The sequence below is a fragment of the Marinoscillum luteum genome, assembly GCF_044005705.1.
In the GTDB taxonomy this organism is placed as follows: domain Bacteria; phylum Bacteroidota; class Bacteroidia; order Cytophagales; family Cyclobacteriaceae; genus Marinoscillum; species Marinoscillum luteum.
Window position 1 is genome coordinate 48895 of sequence record NZ_JBIPKE010000011.1, and the last position, 17360, is coordinate 66254.

Below are 17360 nucleotides of genomic sequence, written 5' to 3' on the forward strand. Positions count from 1 at the left end.
GACGTAACCGATTAGTTCTCCTCCTTTTTCTCATCTTTCTTATCGTCTTTCTTCTTGTCTTTGGCTTTTGGTGGCTCTGGTGGCTCATCACTGAAGTTGCCAAACTCATCTACATAGACAATCATATCATCCAAAGTTCCTCCCTTGTCATTGTTTTCCTGACGCTCCTTTTTCTTCTCTTGCTTTTCCTTCTTCTTCTGGAGCTTCTTCTTCTCCTTCTGTTTTTTGATAAAGCTATTTTGTGATCTTGCCATAATTGTAGAAATATTAAATGTAAAACATGCTGCCCTATCCCTTCCCGGATGTGCCGGGTAAGTCCAGCATTCAGGCTTATTAAAATAAAGGGCTCATGGGTACTTTAGAAGAAAGGTATTAAGTTGTTGCTAATCAACTTTTTATGAGCCCAACTGAATGAAAACGATGATACCGCAACATAAAATGTTGCCGCTTTCATACTGCAAAGATAAACTTTTTCCGATGGTTTCGTGAGTCGTTCTACCCACAGAGTTTTCTCCTCAGGGTCAACTGATTGATTTACTCAGGGTTAGGGCATAAAAAAGCGTTCCCGACTTCTTGTCGGGAACGCCTTTTCGCCAAAGACTTTTATCTTCTTCTGCTTGATCTTCTTCCGAAATCCTTCTTTGGTCTGGCAGAACGGCGTCCGCCACCTCCACCACCTGATCCGTAACTCTTCTTGGGTCCGGATGGTCTTTTGGACCTTAATCCACCATCATCATCCCTATTGACACGAATACTTCGACCTTCAATTTCCACACCTTCAAACTTCAGATTCATTCCCTTATCATGTCCACTGTCCACATCGAAGTAGGCACAGTTTTTCTGCAATGATAAGTCACCGAAGTACTTCCTATCCACCCCTGATACATCAGACAAAAAGTGAATAATATCCGCATTGGTCATACCATCAATACTCCCAATATTCACAAAATATCGGTGGAATTTGCTCTTATCACGCTGATCCGGAGGTCCGCCTGCGGATTCATTGAGGTTGTTGCTATCACCACTCTGGCTCATTATGTGATCCAGCTGCGTGGTAATCAAACGCTTCAGGAGATCTTCTTTACTCAGGTCTGCAAAGCGACCTTGCATGTCCTGAAGGATGGCTTCTGCCTGATCATCTACCTTGGTATTGATGATGAAATTGGCCCAGTTGTGAATTCTATTGGACTTAAGTGCTTCAAGCGTGGGCACTTCGATTCGCTCAAATTTAACTTTGATCTTCCTTTCAAGCTCTTCTATTCTCCTGCCCTCTCTTGGGTTGATAAAAGCTAAGGAAATACCCTTCTTCCCAGCTCTACCGGTACGCCCACTTCGGTGCGTATAGCTTTCTAGCTGGTCCGGCAAGGTGTGATGAAGCACATGAGTCAAGTCATTGACATCAATTCCCCTTGCCGCTACATCCGTAGCGATGAGTAGCTGCATCGAACGGGTTTTGAATCGCTTCATCACCGCATCTCGCTGCGCCTGAGACAAATCACCATGAAGTGCTTCCACACCATATCCTATGGCGCTCAGGTCGTCGGCAATTTCCTGTGTCTCTCGCTTGGTTCTGCAAAACATGATTCCCCTCATTTCAGGCTGCATGTCCAGAAAACGTCGCAATGCAGGTATTTTATTGCCTGTTTTGGTGGTCACATACTGATGTGTAATGTCCTTGTTACTTTTCTCTTCACTATTCACTGAAACTTCCAGTGGGCTATCCATATATTTCTTAACAATACGTCGGATCTCGGCAGGCATGGTAGCTGAAAATAGCCAGGTCACCCTTTCGTCAAGTGTATGAGATAAAATAGTATCTATATCTTCCTTGAAGCCCATATTGAGCATCTCGTCAGCTTCGTCCAGCACCACATACTTGACACTGTCAAGGTTGACGGCTTTACGTTTAATCAAGTCGATCAGGCGGCCAGGTGTGGCTACGACGATCTGAGTTGGTTTTCTGAGCGCTTTTATCTGATTCATGATAGCAGCTCCTCCATACACCACCTCTATATTGATGGCTTTGTTGTTTCTGGAAAAGTCCATGAGTTGCTTACCAGTTTGCTGGCCCAGCTCTCTGGTAGGTGCCATGATCAATGCTTGTGTGGCTTGATTGTTTTCATCGATCAGGTCGATCAATGGTAAACCGAAAGCTGCAGTTTTACCTGTACCTGTCTGTGCCAATCCGATAAAATCGGTTGGGTTTTGGGTAAGGAGCATCGGAATGGCTTTTTCCTGGATAGGTGTTGGGTTCTCAAACCCAAGTTGATCAAGGACTTCAATAATTGATGCTGAAAGTCCTAGTTTGCTGAAATTATTCAAAAATATTGTGTTAAATGAGGCACAAAGGTAGCCAGAACCAGCGTATAAGTTGGGTTATTCAATTATTTAGTTTAAATCGCCAAGGAGTTGAGCCCATTTTTCCCGGTTCTGTCATAATATGACATGCCTTTCCCCGTTAAGGAAAAAAGCATCAACATGAAATCCCTCCTAACTCTTTCCCTGTTTTGCATTCTGATCTCGGCCTGCACCCATGATACTGTTTCGCCTACCCTGGAAGTGGATCAGGAATTAGCCTCCAACTACACTCATATGGAAATGGGCAATTTTTGGGTTTATGACTGGTATGAAATTGATCCGGAAGGAAACAGCGCATTTTACTCCAGAGACACCCTCCTGGTCACTGGGAGTGTAAAAGTGGATGGTCATACTGCTATGGAGCTCACAGGTCAACGTCTGGGTCTTGATTTCGATGTTATCCTCTTTGATTCCGCCCAATCCGTATATACTTATCCAGACCGATTTCTTTATTTTACTCTGGACAGCACAACTCACCAGGGAGTAATAGGCCCCAGCGATTCCCCTCTTTTTACCACTTTTTATTACCTGGAGAAAGACGCCAAAGAGGTCACAGTACCTGCCGGAACATTTGAATGTCTGAACTTTCAGGGTAAATATGTACCCCAGAATAAGGATTACCCCTATTCCACTCGATATAATGACAACCTCTTTGCTTATAAAATTGGAATGGTGAAGATGACTACTTCTTACGCGAACTCACCCAACACACTGGAAGGCAGCCTGATTGCCTATGGAATGATCAACTGATAGCGATGACCTTGGCATAAGTTGGGTTATTCAATTATTTAGTTAGAATCACACAGGAAATGGGTTCATTTCAATCCGCGCATACACTCTCTTTTGTTACTTTTTCTCTAGATTCCGTCGTCTAAAATTTAATCCCGAATGGAGACAGGCAGAATTCTTGAAATTGTAACCGTGCTGGTACTCAGCAGCTACTTCCCTATCCTTACTTATTCTTTCTTTAGGTATCGACTTACCCGCAAACAGCAGGAGCTGGAGTTGCTCCTTGATCGCGTAAATTTACTCAAAAACCAGCCCGGAGCAGTAAAAGAGCACATGGCCAGAGAGTTTACTTCTCGAGATTATTTCTTGCCAGTCACTTTTGTGACGTTTATCACCTTTGTGGGAATGGTGATATTACTAGCTTCCTGGGTTATTTATGGTCTGCCGGGTGCTGACAATCCTGACGGTTACCGAAGTGTCATATTCTCTGGCAGCGCCTTTTGGGAAACAGCCAGTGTCTATTCGACAGAAAAGCGCAATCTTGCAGTGGTTGCTTTTTCCATCATGGGAAGCTTCATAGGAGCCTCTCAATACATTTACCGACGATTTTCCACCATTGACCTTACCCCGGGTAATTTCTTTTCTGTGGGTATTCGCATGGTCAATGCTGCACTGATTTCATTAATGCTGGCGTTTTTAAGTAAAGACATTGGATTGTCAGAAGGCAACCATATTCTGGCCATCTCCTTTTTGGTGGGTTTGTTTCCAGAACGAGGTATGCGGCTGCTATTAAGCAAGGTGAAATTCTTCCCTAAAGTGGAAGATGAATTTAAAAACCGGCCCGTAGAGGTGGTGGAGGGAATCAGCGCTCTTCATAAGCAAAGGCTAGCGGAAGTTGGTATCGATAATGTTCAGAATCTTGCTTATTTCAATTTCCTAATTCTAATCATTAAAACGCCCTTTCCGGTACAAATGCTTTTGGATTGGACCGCTCAGGCCAAGTTGGTGGTTGAATTTCAGCACGAATTTGAGCTTCTGCAAAAAGCAGGGGTACGGAACGTATTGGATTTTCTGGATGCGCTGCAGAATGGTACCAATCGCCTGGAGGAAATTGCTCAGATCACTGGCATCAGTCGGTTGGCACTGGAAGTCAACCATGAAAACCTCCGAAACGATCAGTCAGTACAACTATTGGTTCATTTCAAATCGGAGTTGGAAACGTTTCGGGTGGAGTAGCAGGTGCCTTATGAAAGATTAGGATTCTTTCAAGTTGTCGAAATTACCCGGGGTTTGTTCTTACTCAAATACGTCTGTATGATCGCTATTTTCTCCTGACTGGCAGTATCAGAGTTGAGGTAATTCCTAAAGTCATCCAACGTGCTCACGGCATGCAGCTCCTGATTCACTACTCCATAGCCTATGTATTCATGGTCTTCGATCATCACAAATGCCTGCTCATTTGGTGTCATCCCCTTTTCAATGATCACAAAATTGCTCTTGCTAAAGCTCCTTTCTGAAAGGGCCTGACGAATCCGGGCATTGTGACTTTCGGCAGGCTCCAGTTGTCGACATGCACCCAGACACATTTGTTCTGCGCATCGCTGGCCTGGTTTCAGTCCACATAATTGAGGGCACAGCTCATATTGTTTGCATAGTTTTTCCAGATAGGCCTCTCCTTCCCTTCTGGTATTGAAAATCAGCCCATTGTCGCTGCGAGATGTGAGTGGTGACACTTCCAGGTGGCTGTAACCAAAAAGGTCTGTGCTCATCCTCACCGAGTAAGCTGACTTGCGGTTGGGGACATGGTTAAATACCGGTTGATGCTCCTGAATCGCGGACATCACTTTGAGTCGCGCTATCAACTCACTCCCGGTGCTTTCAAAATCAATGTCCGCCAACTGCGACTTGATCTCCATTGCTTTCCTGGCTTTACTCACCAGAAAGGTCTTGACCTTTTTGAAAAGATTGCCGGCACTGCCAATGAAAATGGGAACCCCCTGATCATCGTATAAATAGTACACCCCTGCTCCTTCCGGCAATCGGTCTACCTGCTCTCTTTTGAGCTGCTGAGGAAGTGACTTCACCCATTTTTCACTGGCCAAATTCAGGTCTCCACCAGAAGCTTGCATGATGATTTTGAACAGCTCAACGGTGGCCTCTGCATCCCCACGGGCCCTGTGCCGCCCATGAATAGGTATCCCCAGGTCCTCACAGATCTTACCCAGACCGTAACTCCGATGGCCAGGAATGAATTGGCGGGCAAGTCGGACCGTACATAACTTTGGTAACTCATATACATAGCCCAATCGCCTGAATTCAGAGCTGATCATTCCAAAATCGAAATTGACATTATGCGCAACAAAGGTGGTTCCAGCAGTAATATCTAACACCTGCTGGGCTACTTCCGAAAATGTAGGAGCGCCCGAGACCATCTCATTATCAATGCCGGTAAGTTGAGTAATGAAGCCCGGGATAAACATTTCGGGATTGATAAGGCTCGAAAATTCGTCAAGGACTTCTATCCCATCGGTCACGAAAATGGAAATATCCGTAACCCTGGAAGAATGTGTGGTTCCACCAGTAGTTTCAACATCGATTATAGAATATAATTTTCCAGACAAATCTTCACTTTTAAGGAGGGCTTAAAGCTAATAAAAACTCTAGGGTGTATGGTCGTTTGGATACGCTTCATTTTTATATTTGCCATTCTAAACATTTCGCCCTGCTAGGGGATTTATTGATCAAAAAGAACTTATGATTGCTGTACTCTCACCTGCCAAAACATTGGATTTTGAAACCGAAATAAGCCTTGAAAAAAGTAAAGCACGGTTATTTGACAGATCGAAAGTGCTACTGGAAACACTGAAAGACAAAAGCGGACAGGACCTGCAAGACATGATGAGTATCAGCGACCAGCTGGCAGAGCTCAATGTGAAGCGCTTTCAAAAGTTTTCGACCAGACATACCCCCAAAAACTCGAAACAAAGTCTTTTTGCCTTCAGAGGAGATGTGTATGTGGGATTAGATGCGGATGATTTCACAGAGGAAGATACCGCTTTTGCTCAGGACCACTTGCGAATATTATCAGGGCTCTATGGTCTCCTGCGACCATTGGATGGCATTCAGCCGTACCGGTTAGAAATGGGCACGCAACTTCCCGTAAACGGACATAAAAACCTCTATGAGTTCTGGGGTGATACCATTTCCAAAACCCTCAACAAGGACCTGAGAAAGCAGGGTGACAAAATATTGGTAAATCTGGCATCAGTGGAATACTTCAAATCTGTAGACAGGAAGGCTCTGAAAGCGCAGGTAATTGATGTGGATTTTAAGGACTTTAAGAATGGAGAGTATAAGATCATCTCCTTCTTTGCCAAGAAAGCCAGGGGCCTGATGGCCCGATACATGATTAAAAACAAAATCAGTCAGGTCGAAGACCTTAAAGCATTTGATTACGAGGGCTATTATTTTGACCCACAAAACTCCACAGAAACTTTTCTGGCATTCAAGCGAGGGTAGTTTAACGGTGTTTGTTCAGTGCCTTTTTGGTAAACTCTGAAAGCACCAGCCGCCCACTCATAGCTGCTCGTTCGGCCAGGAGGCTGTCCCAGTGCTCACATCCTTCCCAGAACACTTTTTTCAACGCAGCTCTTGCTTCAGGGCTTGTCGCAGCGAGTGATGCTGCTATTTTCATGACCCCCCGGTCAAGTTGCTCTGCATCCGCATAAACCTCTGCATACAGCCCCTTTTCTTTGGCCCACTGGGCTGACTGAAATTCCGTGGCGTTAATGGAAAGTTGAGAAAAAGCTGCCAGTCCGATTTTTCGCTCTACCGCCGGCCCTATCACAAATGGACCAATGCCGATCGTAATTTCACTTAACCTGATAGCGGCGTGCTCTGTAGCCAGACAATAATCCACCGCTGCCGCCAGCCCTACGCCACCTCCTACCGCTTTGCCCTGTACCCTGCCAATGATCAGCTTTGGGCACTTCCGACACTCATTGATCACATTGGCAAAGCCAGAAAAGAAAACCGTTCCTGCTTCAAGGTTGCCAATCTGAACCAGCTCATCGAAACTGGCTCCGGCACAAAAGGTACGGTCTCCACCACTTTTTAAAATAATGACTTCTACCTGATCTTCTTTCCCACAAGTGTGAATGGCCTCTGCCAGCTCAGACAGCAGCACGCCAGGCAGGGCGTTATGCTGTGGATGAAAAAATTCTATTTCGGTAATTCCATCTTTAAGATCTGTTCGCCTGACGTATGCTTCCATTTTTGGTTTGGGATGTTTGATTTGCTGACGGAAATTTAATTGAAATTCCAAAAGGAGAACAATCACCGGCTCTTTAACGCTGGATAAGGATCAAAAATTAATCCCGAGCAACTCATCACTAGCATCGATTCAAATTGCGGTTGGTATAATCGTTTTTTCCATTAATTTGTTAGCCGAATCATCATTGACCCCTATGAACCCAATAGTCGCCGAATTTGTAGGCACTTTTATCCTCTTGCTTCTTGGCAATGGCGTTAACGCCAACGTATCGTTGAATAAAACCTATGGAAACAGCTCAGGATGGATCGTAATCTCAATGGGCTGGGGTCTGGCGGTGTTCGTGGCCGTATTTATTGCCGGATCTTCCAGTGGTGCACACATCAACCCTGCAGTGACCCTTGGATTGGCTCTGGTGGGTCGCTTTTCCTGGTCAGCAGTACCGGCCTATCTTTTGGCACAGCTCCTGGGGGCATTCGCCGGTGCATGGGTCACCTATTTGCAATACCGCCCACACTTTTCCGACACAGCGGATCAAGACACCAAACTCGGCCTTTTCTGCACAGGTCCAGCCATCAAATCCACGCTTAACAATTTCATCTCAGAGGCCATTGGTACATTTACCCTTGTTTTTGCCGTGTTTTACCTATCGTCGGGTGAAGGACTCGGATCCTTAAATGCCCTGCCGGTAGCGTTGCTGGTGGTGGGTATTGGTCTGTCATTGGGTGGTACCACCGGATATGCCATCAACCCTGCGCGTGACCTTGGCCCGAGAATTTTTCATGCGCTGGCACCCATTCGCGCAAAGCGAGACAGCAACTGGCCATATGCCTGGATACCAATAGTAGGCCCGTTAGTAGGCGCCACACTGGCGGCCGGTGTTTATATGCTTGTGATGTAATAGCTACATATTGTCAAACCCGGAAACGTAAACCGGATGTTGTTTCAAATGCCCCACATCAGCTCCCTTGGCCATCACGGCCATTTCCTTTTCTGTGGTGAGTCTCCTGATAAGCCCTTGATCGAGTTGCTTGAACTTCCTGTATAAGTCTGACTCAGGGTCGAGACAAATAATGGCGGTACTCCTTTCGGAACGGGCAAGCGCATCTTCCAGCAAAACTTCAATGAGCCCCTCTTTGCCCTCCGGGCAAAAAACACCTTCTATCGATAAAAATCGGAAGTTTTTGCTAAATAATCGATTGATCCAAGGGATCCTGGATACGAGATTAAGCAGCAATTTTCCACCGGGTATTTCATAAACCCGCCATGCTTCCTGATTGGCCTGGAGCCCGGCCACCAACTCTCCATTTTCATAGTATCCTAAATAGCCATCCTGAAATCCCATATTCTCGGCAGTGAAAAGGCAATGATCACCATAAGTTGTCTTCAACTGTCTCTTTACATCCTCCAATTCATTCTCCTTGACAGGTGTTATTTTCGGATGCCTCTTGGGAAACAGGCGACTAAAAAATACGGTACGGAACCTTCCAACTTCCTCAAACCCAAAGGAGGTAATGAGCCTTCTGGAGCGAAGATTATCCGGATCTACGTAAGCATAGAAAAGATGACCTTCCGGAATTTCAAGTGTTTTTCCGGAGAGCACCTCGGCAATTTCATCTTTAAGAATTGACTTTTTCTCAAGGCGTTGCAATGCGTTAGAGGGAGCTCTGAATCTGCTTTGAAAAGTAAGGTACCTGATGTAGTGGGCGGGTGAATCCTGCCCTGAATTGGAAACGGTTCTGCCCACCAAACAGCAGGCTCCCACCACTTTATCACCCAACTCCACCGTCAGAAAAACGGGGTTGCTGATGTGATCCAGCTTAGGATTGACCATGCGATGCTGATATACCAGACTTTCACCCGGAGTACCAATGATGTTTTCATTGAGCAATGCCCTTAGCTGGTCGTTGGGAGCACCTCGTGATATTTTCAGAATTCGCATCTATTGAATGATCAACTTACCATTAAATGACTGATTGCCAGCTTCTATTCTGTAAAAATACAAACCACTTCGCACTCCAATAATAGGTACAGATTCCTGACTAGTCAATAAAGTATGTCTGAGAATAAGTGCTCCACCACGGTCATAAAGATGAAAGACTGGAGCTGCTGAATCAAACGCTCGGGTATAAACATTGAGAAAAGAGGTGTTGCTCAGAGGATTTGGAAAGATAAGAATCGGCTTTTCAGTCAGATAATAAGTGTTGCTTGCGGTTTGGCTAAGCGATTGTCCATTTTGAAAATGCAATGTCACCCGGTGCTCATTGTGACCTTGCCTGGGTTGCGGATCCAGTAGTCTGATGCTGGTGGATTCCGGATGAACCAGCTCACCCACCCTTTCAAAATTGTCGCCTATTCTTCTCTCAAATACAATCTTCTTTACTCCATAAGTAGTGCTCAAGGTCAGGTTTAGATAAATGCCTTCTTCCAGTACCACTTCCTGAAAAAAGGAACTCAGGAAACACCCTGCCCCCTGGATGGTATAATCAAAGGTGTAGCTTGGAAGGTACGTGTCACCAGTGCTGCTGACTGGCTGAATCGAAAAGTGATTACTAGTAAGATTCTCCCCATTTAGGAGGAGAAAGGTATCTGTTACCACAGAGAGTAGTTCAAGGTGTGACTCACCCAAAGTAGAAACCCGATATTGTGTGGACAGATCCTGCATGGGCCATTGAAGCATCAACGAGTCCCCACAGTTAAATCCAACAGAAGCATTGAGCCGTCTGGAAATCGTGAACACCTCCGTTTCGTATTGCGCTTCATCTATAGACATTCGAGCCCTGGCCATGCCTGTAAGATCATCCGGTAAAGAGCTCCATCGAAAATGGCCATTTTCGAGTGTTAGGTCCTCTTCAATCATCTGCCATTCACTTTGCCCCACCATCTGATATTCCAATGTGCCTGTTTTACTTCCGAAAGTACTTTGCCATCTAAAATAGGTAGTGGTTTCTCCATTATAAGGAAAATTATCACTTCCTGTTGGATAATCCCATTCGAAAGTATTCAGGGTATCCCAGTCATAAACCACTTCAAAGGATTGTGAAGGGGTTAGAAGCCCCTCTCCGTTAATATTTAGCGTATAAGTCCCTGCCTGGGGTGTGCTTAGTGAAATTTGCTCAATGTTATTCAGGTGATCAGCGCCTCTGACTGCAGGGAGACTCAGCGCCAAACTATCAGGAGCGGTATTGAGAACCCAAGGTCGGTAGATGGCTCCCTCGGGATCGATCAATTCCAGGTCCAGGTCATTGATCAGCGCGATAGCATCTCCCGGATGGGCGGGCGGATCTATCCAAACCAGTGTAATCTTAAGATTGATTGCATTTTCAGGAATGAAAAGTTCGAAAGTACTGATCTCATCCTGGGTGACACTTGAAGAGACAAAATTCCCAGAAAGGAGAGATTGCATTGATTTCCACGCATTGATTCCGCCAAATCCCGTAACGTGATCTGGCCCCACCTCACCAAAATCATCAGCACCATTAATCAGAAGGGCTTTGATCAGTGCAGAAGTGGGCTGATATCCATAAGCATTACTGAATTGTTCCTGAAGCAAGGAAACCGTACCTGAAACGAGCGCTGCAGCGTTAGAACTTCCATACATGCTGTACGATACTACTTCTGGTTTTATTCGTCCGTCATATGCCGGGCCACGGGAGGAAAACTCCAACCTGTGCCCTACTGTATCTACAGCGCCCACTATTAGTGTGTTTTTAGCCATTTTGAAATTCCCGGTAATGTTACTGAACCCATTGACCCCTGCGTATAGGCCCACGTGAGCGGTCAGTGACCCCTGATTTCCGCTACTCAATACATGCAGCAGGGTTGGGTTCCTGACGGCATTCTGATCAAAAGCCTCGGCTTGCAACCCGTAAAAACTCTCGATACTGGTGCCGTAGGAATGATTTTGAACAGAGATACCCCGCTTTTGATAATAGAGATCCGACTGTGGCAATACATTATTGAACCCGGATGACGAGAGTTGGACAGCAGGACTCACTCCTCTCCCTGTGATGAATGAATTACCTGCTCCGCCCACTATAGTGGCCATTTCAGTGGCATGCTGGCTCATTTCGAGGGATGATTTATCAGAAATGTGCGTGCGGCCTATGAGATCTATATCCGTAGGATCAAAGCGGTCTTCCTGAATGGACAGCGTAGTGCCACTCCCATTGAGCAACGGGAAAAAGTTATGCAACTTATTTACCCGATTCGGGTTCAGATTGAGGTCGATTACCCGGCTTTCTGTAACTGGCTCCAGAGACTCCCTGGAGACGAACAATACCTCGCGGTTTTGGACGATTTCGGGTAGGTGCCTGTTCAGGGTTTTTAGCGTAAATAATTTTCTGGATCGGTCTATAATTTCCACATTTCCGAAATTTTCCAGAAATGGCAGTATATCAATTGATGAACTTTTGATTACATAGGTTACCCAGTCATCTGGCATGGTGAGGTAGTCCCTGAATTGCAGTTTCCAAAGATTATTTGCTTCCACTTCACTAATGCCATACAAATTATTTTTTTGTTCTTTCTGCTGCCGAATTATGTACGAATTCTGACCTGTTCGCCGAAGAATTTGATTCGAAGTATCCCGTAAGTAGTCCTTTCCTTGTTGGCCTCTAAGGGTGACTTCCAACGTAGAAAGCCCTTGTTTTTCACTTTTTGAGACCGTTTCTTCTAAGTTTTTCTCTCGGCGCGATTCACCAGACACAATCTGTCCCTCGGCGTAAAAACAAAGAAGGGTTAACACTAAATAAACTGGTACCTTAATCATTGATTTCAAATTAGGTAAAATTTAACTCCAAAAGCCTAAGAAATGAACACTAAACCGCTCATTCAAGGGTGAATCTTGCATTTTTCATAGTTAGCCTAAACAAAATTATATTTGGATAAATATGCTTAGACTGACAAAATATCCTATATATCAAATGATATATAGGTAAAATAAATACAATCATTCCTTCTGCAAATAGAATCTCTTTTTCTACATTCGATGCATAACTAAAACCTAATTCATTATGTCTAAATTAAAATTCACGCTATTGAGCACTGTTGTGCTTCTGGCGTCTTTCACGTTGGTGACGTCTTGTACACAAGATGAAGTAGTCCCTAATGACAATGCGATTTCTGACGAAATCTCTGCCAAGTTCGAGGAACTTGGATTTGACGTAAGTGATATGCGCAAAGTCAACACCACTAATCCGCTCACTAAAGAAACCACTTCGGGCTTCTTGCTGGAGGGGGACATTATGATTCCTTTGGCACAAATGGAATCAATGCTGAGTAGTGAGCTTTTCCACCAGGGTCCTTGTGGTGAGCAGTACCGTACCAATAACCTGGTGAGTTCACCTAGAACGATTTCGGTTATCGGCTACACTGGTGGATCACAAGCATTGGATAACACCATGCGGACAGCCTTGAGCTGGGCAGTAGACAACTACAACGCGCTCAACATCGGCCTGACGTTCACTCTTTCTTATGGTACCAACTATGGTAGCAAAGATATTGTAGTCTACAAAGGAGGTAGTGGAGCCGGTGGTTCTGCCGGATTCCCTAGTGGTGGAAATCCTTACAAGTACGTGCAAATCCTTTCAGGAACCAGCAGCTATGGCACGAATGTAACCGAACATGTGATCACTCACGAGATTGGTCATTGCCTGGGTATGAGACACACTGACTACTTCAACAGGTCATTGTCTTGTGGATCAGGAGGAAATGAAGGTGATGGAGGTGTAGGTGCCAACCACATCCCCGGCACTCCCACAGGATTTGATGCCAACTCAATCATGCTCTCTTGTTTTAGCTCAAGTGAAGATGGTGAGTTTGGCTCTTATGATGTGACTGCTTTTGAGTATCTCTACTAAGATACTGAGTGGACTATTTCAATTAAAAAAGGCTGCCGAATGGCAGCCTTTTTCTTTACTCTGTAATCACCGGAACTTCCATCTTAATCTTGTCCCATTTGAAGACAATCTTAACGCCTGTGTCATACAATGGCTCCAGCGCAATTGTAAACTGCTCTGTATGCTCAGAAGTAAGCACAGGAATCATCACCGAAAGAATGTCTAACTCGCTATCCGCTTCAAAAGCACCCCACTCACCAAGCTCTGAGTTCAATCTCAATTCAAAATATTGAGGGCCGGGGATTGCGTACATGCGATAAGTTCCTTTTTTCACTGGCTGATCCACCAGAAGGACATCCTGACTGAAAGTAACCTCAGTAGATTCGTTGGCCCCTAGTCGCCAGTACTTTCCATAAGGCTGCAAAGCCTCGTCCTCTTCGGTCCCGAAAATCAGGCGATCTCTTACAGATGGTCTACTGTAAGTGATGTCAACAGTCAGCTCCCCATTGGTAAGGTTGGCCGCTCCTCTAGGGCTAAGTGTTCGGTTTCTATTGTCCAGGTAGAAGTAAGCTGCCACCAGCAGAACTACAACTACTCCAAGCGAGATTAATATTTTCTTCAACATTTTATGAGTGTTTATTTTCGGCACAATCTAGCGATAATCTGTTGCTTGGAAGATATTGGGTAGATGATTTATTCCAACACAGCCTGGCAGGAAACGCTACCAATTCATTCATATTTTGGTAAGTTTAAGGCAGGATGAAAATATTAGGAATAGACATTGGAGGCACAGGAATCAAGGGAGGTATCGTAGATACCAAAAAAGGTGAATTGATCACCGAAAGGCATAGGATTTCCACACCCGACCCTGCAACCCCAGCTGCCATTATCGAGACAGTCATAGAGTTGGTAAAGGAATTTGACTGGCAAGGCCCTATAGGTTGCGGTTTTCCGGCGGCAGTACGTCACGACATTGTAGTCACGGCCTCTAATATTGATCAAAGTTGGATAGGCATGAATGCTGCCAAAGCCATTCAAAAAGCCACTGGCTGCCCTACCCACCTGGTCAACGATGTAGATGCTGCAGGTATGGCCGAGATGAAGTTTGGAGCTGGCAAAGACCAAAAAGGAGTAACACTCATGGTGGCCGCCGGCACTGGTATAGGCACGGCACTGTTCATTGGTAAGCATTTGGTCCCCAATACTGAACTGGGTTTTGTGCACGTAAAAGGGATGCCTGGTGAACATTATGCCGCCAATTCAGTTCGGAAGTCAGAGGATTTGTCCTGGCAGGAATGGGCAGAAAGGCTCAATGAATATTTCAAGAAACTGGAATTTCTATTTTGGCCAGACCTGTTTATTTTAGGAGGTGGTGTCAGTAAGGATTTTGACTCATACAAACAGTATTTTACACTGGATACCCAATTGGTACCCGCCGAGTCAAGAAATCATGCCGGAATCATTGGAGCTGCCCTGGCGGCCAAAGAAGCACTCAAATAGATCATTTACCTCAGAATAGACAACATGAAAGACTACCCATGGCTGGCCCAGTACCCGGAGGCTACTCCCCACGAAATTGATCCCGACATCTATCCCTCACTGGTGGCCTTTCTGGCTGATTGTGTAGCCAAATTCGGGGATAAGAGTGCCTATGAAAACTTGGGCGTCGAGATATCTTTTAACGATCTGGATGTGCTCAGCAGTGCCTTTGCCAACTACCTGATGCACGAGACAAACCTCAAGAAGGGCGATCGGGTGGCGCTGCAAATGCCCAATGTGCTCCAATATCCTGTTGCACTGTTTGGCATACTCAAAGCCGGAATGGTGGTGGTCAACACCAACCCTCAATATAAGCCTTCAGAAATGGAGCATCAGTTTACCAACGCGGGTGCTAAAGGCATTATTTTACTCAATACATTTGCTTTTAAACTCGAGGAGATTTTACCGAAGACTCCAATTGAGACCATCATCATCGCCGAAGTGGGCGATATGCTGGGAACTCTCAAAGGTGCGCTGGTAGATTTCATGATCAAAAGAGTCAAGCGAATGGTGCCTGATTACGATCTACCTACAGCGGTAGACTTCCAGGACGTCATCAAGGCAGGCAAACAACACACCTATGTGCAGCCAGAGATTAAGAATACAGACCTGGCACTACTTCAATATACCGGCGGTACTACAGGGGTGGCCAAGGGCGCTGCTTTGAGCCACCGCAACCTAATCGCAAATATAGAGCAGGTGGCCGCCTGGATGCGCCCCAGACTGGTAGAAGGTGAAGAAGTGACCATCACCGCTCTCCCACTCTATCACGTTTTTGCGCTTACGGTCAATTGTTTTGGCATGCTAAAAATCGGGGCTAAGAGTGTCCTCATTACAGATCCCAGGAAGATGGGCGATTTCATCAAAGTGCTAAAAAATCATCCGTTCTCAGTGATTACAGGAGTTAATACACTTTTTAATGGGCTAGTACAAAGACCTGAGTTTCAGAATGTGAATTTTGAGCACCTGAAAGTGGCCGTAGCAGGTGGTATGGCCCTGCAGAAAGCTGTGGCCGACAAGTGGAAATACCTGACTGGCAATGATATAGTGGAAGGTTACGGACTTTCGGAAACCTCTCCACTCCTCACCTGCAATCCCATAGATGGCACTGAGAAACTAGGAACAATTGGACTGCCTGTCCCCTCTACTGAGATCAAAATTGTGAATGATGAAGGAGAAACCCAGGGGGTTGGTGATTTTGGAGAGATCTGGGCCAGAGGCCCACAGGTAATGATGGGTTATTGGCAAAATCAAGCGGAAACAGACATTGTGATGGAGGGCGAATGGTTCAAGACCGGGGACATTGGTTTTTTCGATAGTGAAGGATACATCAAGATTGTGGACAGAAAGAAAGAGATGATCAATGTATCTGGCATGAAAGTCTTTCCAAATGAAGTGGAAGATGTGATTGCACAACTGGAGGGTGTTTTAGAAGTGGGCGTGATCGGTGTAGCGCACAAAACCTCCGGAGAAGTGGTCAAAGCCTTCATTGTGAAAAAAGACAAAAATCTCACTGAAGATATGATCATGAAGCACTGCCGGGACCATCTGGTGGCTTACAAGATGCCTAAGTTCATAGAATTCCGGGAAGAGTTACCCAAATCCACCGTTGGTAAAATTTTGCGCAAAGAACTCCGAAAAGAAGAGATTGCCAATGCGATTTAAAATTGTGGTTTTGGATGGCATCTATGCCAACCCTGGAGACTTGATCTGGGATGGTTTGAAGCCCCATGGAGACTTCACTATATATGAACGAACTGCCCCCGAACAGGTAATGGATCGGGCCCTGGAAGCCGATATTCTCATTGTCAATAAGGTGGAATTGAGAAAAGCGCTGCTGTACAAGCTTCCTAAGCTCAAAATGATTGTGATCTCCGCCACAGGAATGAACAACGTGGACCTGGAAGCGGCAAAAGAGCATGGAGTTTTGGTGAAGAATGTTGTGGGATATGGCGCTCCATCCGTGGCACAGCATACTTTTGCCCTGATTCTGGAATTAACCAACCGAGTGTCTGCTCACCATCACAGTGTGCAAAATGGTGAATGGGATTCAGGAAAAGGATTTAGCTACACCGTCTCTCCGGTTACAGGCCTCAGTGGAAAAACCCTTGGCATTTATGGTTTCGGAAGTATAGGTCGGGAGGTAGCCAGCATTGGCCGGGCCTTTGGTATGAACATTCTCGTGGTGAGCGGTCATACCCTCCCCGCTGATTACCCCAATTATGAATTTGTGAGCCTGCCTGAGTTATTTGAGCGATCAGACATCATCAGTTTACACGCCCCCCTTCGCGATGACAATGAACGTGTGGTAAATAGAGCGCTCCTGAGTAAGATGAAGCCGGATGCTCGCCTGATCAATACTGCCCGCGGGCCTTTGATCCATGAAGAGGACCTGAAAAACTGGCTTATGGCACATCCCATGGCAGGAGCCGCACTGGATGTGCTGGAGATGGAACCCCCGGGAGCGCAGCACCCATTATTCGGGCTTACCAACTGCATTATCACCCCACACATGGCGTGGACTGCTAAAAGTGCCCGGAAAAAGCTGATTGATGAAGTTGTCCTACACGTCACAAAGTTCGTTTCCCAACAAAATTCACTTTAAAGCGGGTTTTCGAGGTTTC

15 protein-coding genes are annotated in these 17360 nt (G+C 45.6%); 8 read left to right on the forward strand and 7 right to left on the reverse strand.

Annotation, left to right across the window (positions count from 1 at the left end; all coding sequences use genetic code 11):
- Positions 1 to 11 precede the first annotated feature (11 nt).
- Together ACHKAR_RS02350 and ACHKAR_RS02355 are read right to left on the reverse strand one after the other, a co-directional pair.
- Entirely contained in the window at positions 12 to 254 is a 243-nt protein-coding gene (locus tag ACHKAR_RS02350; protein WP_159579897.1) for a cold-shock protein, read from the reverse strand.
- A gap of 349 nt (positions 255 to 603) precedes the next feature.
- A complete protein-coding gene (locus ACHKAR_RS02355; protein ID WP_395416009.1) occupies positions 604 to 2322 on the reverse strand; it encodes a DEAD/DEAH box helicase in 1719 nt (572 codons plus the stop codon).
- Between the two features lie 156 nt (positions 2323 to 2478).
- Between ACHKAR_RS02355 and ACHKAR_RS02360 the strand changes: the two genes are divergently transcribed.
- On the forward strand, positions 2479 to 3108 hold the full coding sequence (locus tag ACHKAR_RS02360; RefSeq protein ID WP_395416010.1) for a hypothetical protein: 630 nt from the start codon (positions 2479 to 2481) through the stop codon (positions 3106 to 3108).
- A gap of 138 nt (positions 3109 to 3246) precedes the next feature.
- Complete coding sequence (locus tag ACHKAR_RS02365; RefSeq protein ID WP_395416011.1) at positions 3247 to 4323, forward strand: hypothetical protein; 1077 nt, start codon at positions 3247 to 3249, stop codon at positions 4321 to 4323.
- A gap of 29 nt (positions 4324 to 4352) precedes the next feature.
- On the opposite strand, the gene ACHKAR_RS02370 is transcribed toward ACHKAR_RS02365, so the two are convergent.
- A complete protein-coding gene (locus tag ACHKAR_RS02370; RefSeq protein ID WP_395416012.1) occupies positions 4353 to 5708 on the reverse strand; it encodes an exonuclease domain-containing protein in 1356 nt (451 codons plus the stop codon).
- A gap of 133 nt (positions 5709 to 5841) precedes the next feature.
- On the opposite strand from ACHKAR_RS02370, the gene yaaA reads away from it, so the two are divergent.
- Positions 5842 to 6606 carry a peroxide stress protein YaaA gene (yaaA, locus tag ACHKAR_RS02375; protein WP_395416013.1) on the forward strand — a complete coding sequence of 255 codons (765 nt, stop codon included), beginning with the start codon at positions 5842 to 5844 and terminating at the stop codon, positions 6604 to 6606.
- A 1-nt stretch (position 6607) separates the two neighbouring features.
- On the opposite strand, the gene ACHKAR_RS02380 is transcribed toward yaaA, so the two are convergent.
- Positions 6608 to 7360, reverse strand: a complete 753-nt coding sequence (locus ACHKAR_RS02380; RefSeq protein WP_395416014.1) for an enoyl-CoA hydratase/isomerase family protein — start codon at positions 7358 to 7360, stop codon at positions 6608 to 6610.
- A gap of 193 nt (positions 7361 to 7553) precedes the next feature.
- Here ACHKAR_RS02380 and ACHKAR_RS02385 point away from each other — a divergent pair, with 193 nt between their 5' ends.
- Positions 7554 to 8258, forward strand: coding sequence for an MIP/aquaporin family protein (locus tag ACHKAR_RS02385; RefSeq protein WP_395416015.1), 705 nt, complete (start codon positions 7554 to 7556; stop codon positions 8256 to 8258).
- A 3-nt stretch (positions 8259 to 8261) separates the two neighbouring features.
- On the opposite strand, the gene ACHKAR_RS02390 is transcribed toward ACHKAR_RS02385, so the two are convergent.
- Both ACHKAR_RS02390 and ACHKAR_RS02395 read right to left on the reverse strand, forming a co-directional pair.
- On the reverse strand, positions 8262 to 9299 hold the full coding sequence (locus tag ACHKAR_RS02390; protein WP_395416016.1) for a GNAT family N-acetyltransferase: 1038 nt from the start codon (positions 9297 to 9299) through the stop codon (positions 8262 to 8264).
- A complete protein-coding gene (locus ACHKAR_RS02395; RefSeq protein ID WP_395416017.1) occupies positions 9300 to 12128 on the reverse strand; it encodes a S8 family peptidase in 2829 nt (942 codons plus the stop codon).
- A 244-nt stretch (positions 12129 to 12372) separates the two neighbouring features.
- Here ACHKAR_RS02395 and ACHKAR_RS02400 point away from each other — a divergent pair, with 244 nt between their 5' ends.
- Positions 12373 to 13218, forward strand: coding sequence for a M57 family metalloprotease (locus ACHKAR_RS02400; protein ID WP_395416018.1), 846 nt, complete (start codon positions 12373 to 12375; stop codon positions 13216 to 13218).
- A gap of 55 nt (positions 13219 to 13273) precedes the next feature.
- Here ACHKAR_RS02400 and ACHKAR_RS02405 read toward each other — a convergent pair whose 3' ends face one another.
- Positions 13274 to 13822, reverse strand: coding sequence for a DUF2911 domain-containing protein (locus tag ACHKAR_RS02405; protein ID WP_395416019.1), 549 nt, complete (start codon positions 13820 to 13822; stop codon positions 13274 to 13276).
- Between the two features lie 134 nt (positions 13823 to 13956).
- Here ACHKAR_RS02405 and ppgK point away from each other — a divergent pair, with 134 nt between their 5' ends.
- The 3 genes from ppgK to ACHKAR_RS02420 are packed head-to-tail and all read left to right on the forward strand — an operon-like array spanning position 13957 to position 17341.
- A complete protein-coding gene (ppgK, locus tag ACHKAR_RS02410) occupies positions 13957 to 14697 on the forward strand; it encodes a polyphosphate--glucose phosphotransferase (RefSeq protein WP_159579919.1) in 741 nt (246 codons plus the stop codon).
- A 24-nt stretch (positions 14698 to 14721) separates the two neighbouring features.
- On the forward strand, positions 14722 to 16401 hold the full coding sequence (locus tag ACHKAR_RS02415; RefSeq protein ID WP_395416020.1) for an AMP-binding protein: 1680 nt from the start codon (positions 14722 to 14724) through the stop codon (positions 16399 to 16401).
- The gene (locus ACHKAR_RS02420) at positions 16391 to 17341 is read left to right on the forward strand and encodes a D-2-hydroxyacid dehydrogenase (protein WP_395416021.1); all 951 of its coding nucleotides are present in this window, start codon (positions 16391 to 16393) and stop codon (positions 17339 to 17341) included. Before ACHKAR_RS02415 ends, ACHKAR_RS02420 begins: the two co-directional genes overlap by 11 nt.
- Positions 17342 to 17360 lie beyond the last annotated feature (19 nt).

Coding starts and splice junctions, on each gene's coding strand:
- ACHKAR_RS02350 (WP_159579897.1), bottom strand. CDS start 254: ATGGCAAGATCACAAAATAGCTTTATCAAAAAACAGAAGGAGAAGAAG.
- ACHKAR_RS02360 (WP_395416010.1), top strand. CDS start 2,479: ATGAAATCCCTCCTAACTCTTTCCCTGTTTTGCATTCTGATCTCGGCC.
- ACHKAR_RS02365 (WP_395416011.1), top strand. CDS start 3,247: ATGGAGACAGGCAGAATTCTTGAAATTGTAACCGTGCTGGTACTCAGC.
- yaaA (WP_395416013.1), top strand. CDS start 5,842: ATGATTGCTGTACTCTCACCTGCCAAAACATTGGATTTTGAAACCGAA.
- ACHKAR_RS02380 (WP_395416014.1), bottom strand. CDS start 7,360: ATGGAAGCATACGTCAGGCGAACAGATCTTAAAGATGGAATTACCGAA.
- ACHKAR_RS02385 (WP_395416015.1), top strand. CDS start 7,554: ATGAACCCAATAGTCGCCGAATTTGTAGGCACTTTTATCCTCTTGCTT.
- ACHKAR_RS02390 (WP_395416016.1), bottom strand. CDS start 9,299: ATGCGAATTCTGAAAATATCACGAGGTGCTCCCAACGACCAGCTAAGG.
- ACHKAR_RS02395 (WP_395416017.1), bottom strand. CDS start 12,128: ATGATTAAGGTACCAGTTTATTTAGTGTTAACCCTTCTTTGTTTTTAC.
- ACHKAR_RS02400 (WP_395416018.1), top strand. CDS start 12,373: ATGTCTAAATTAAAATTCACGCTATTGAGCACTGTTGTGCTTCTGGCG.
- ACHKAR_RS02405 (WP_395416019.1), bottom strand. CDS start 13,822: ATGTTGAAGAAAATATTAATCTCGCTTGGAGTAGTTGTAGTTCTGCTG.
- ppgK (WP_159579919.1), top strand. CDS start 13,957: ATGAAAATATTAGGAATAGACATTGGAGGCACAGGAATCAAGGGAGGT.
- ACHKAR_RS02415 (WP_395416020.1), top strand. CDS start 14,722: ATGAAAGACTACCCATGGCTGGCCCAGTACCCGGAGGCTACTCCCCAC.
- ACHKAR_RS02420 (WP_395416021.1), top strand. CDS start 16,391: ATGCGATTTAAAATTGTGGTTTTGGATGGCATCTATGCCAACCCTGGA.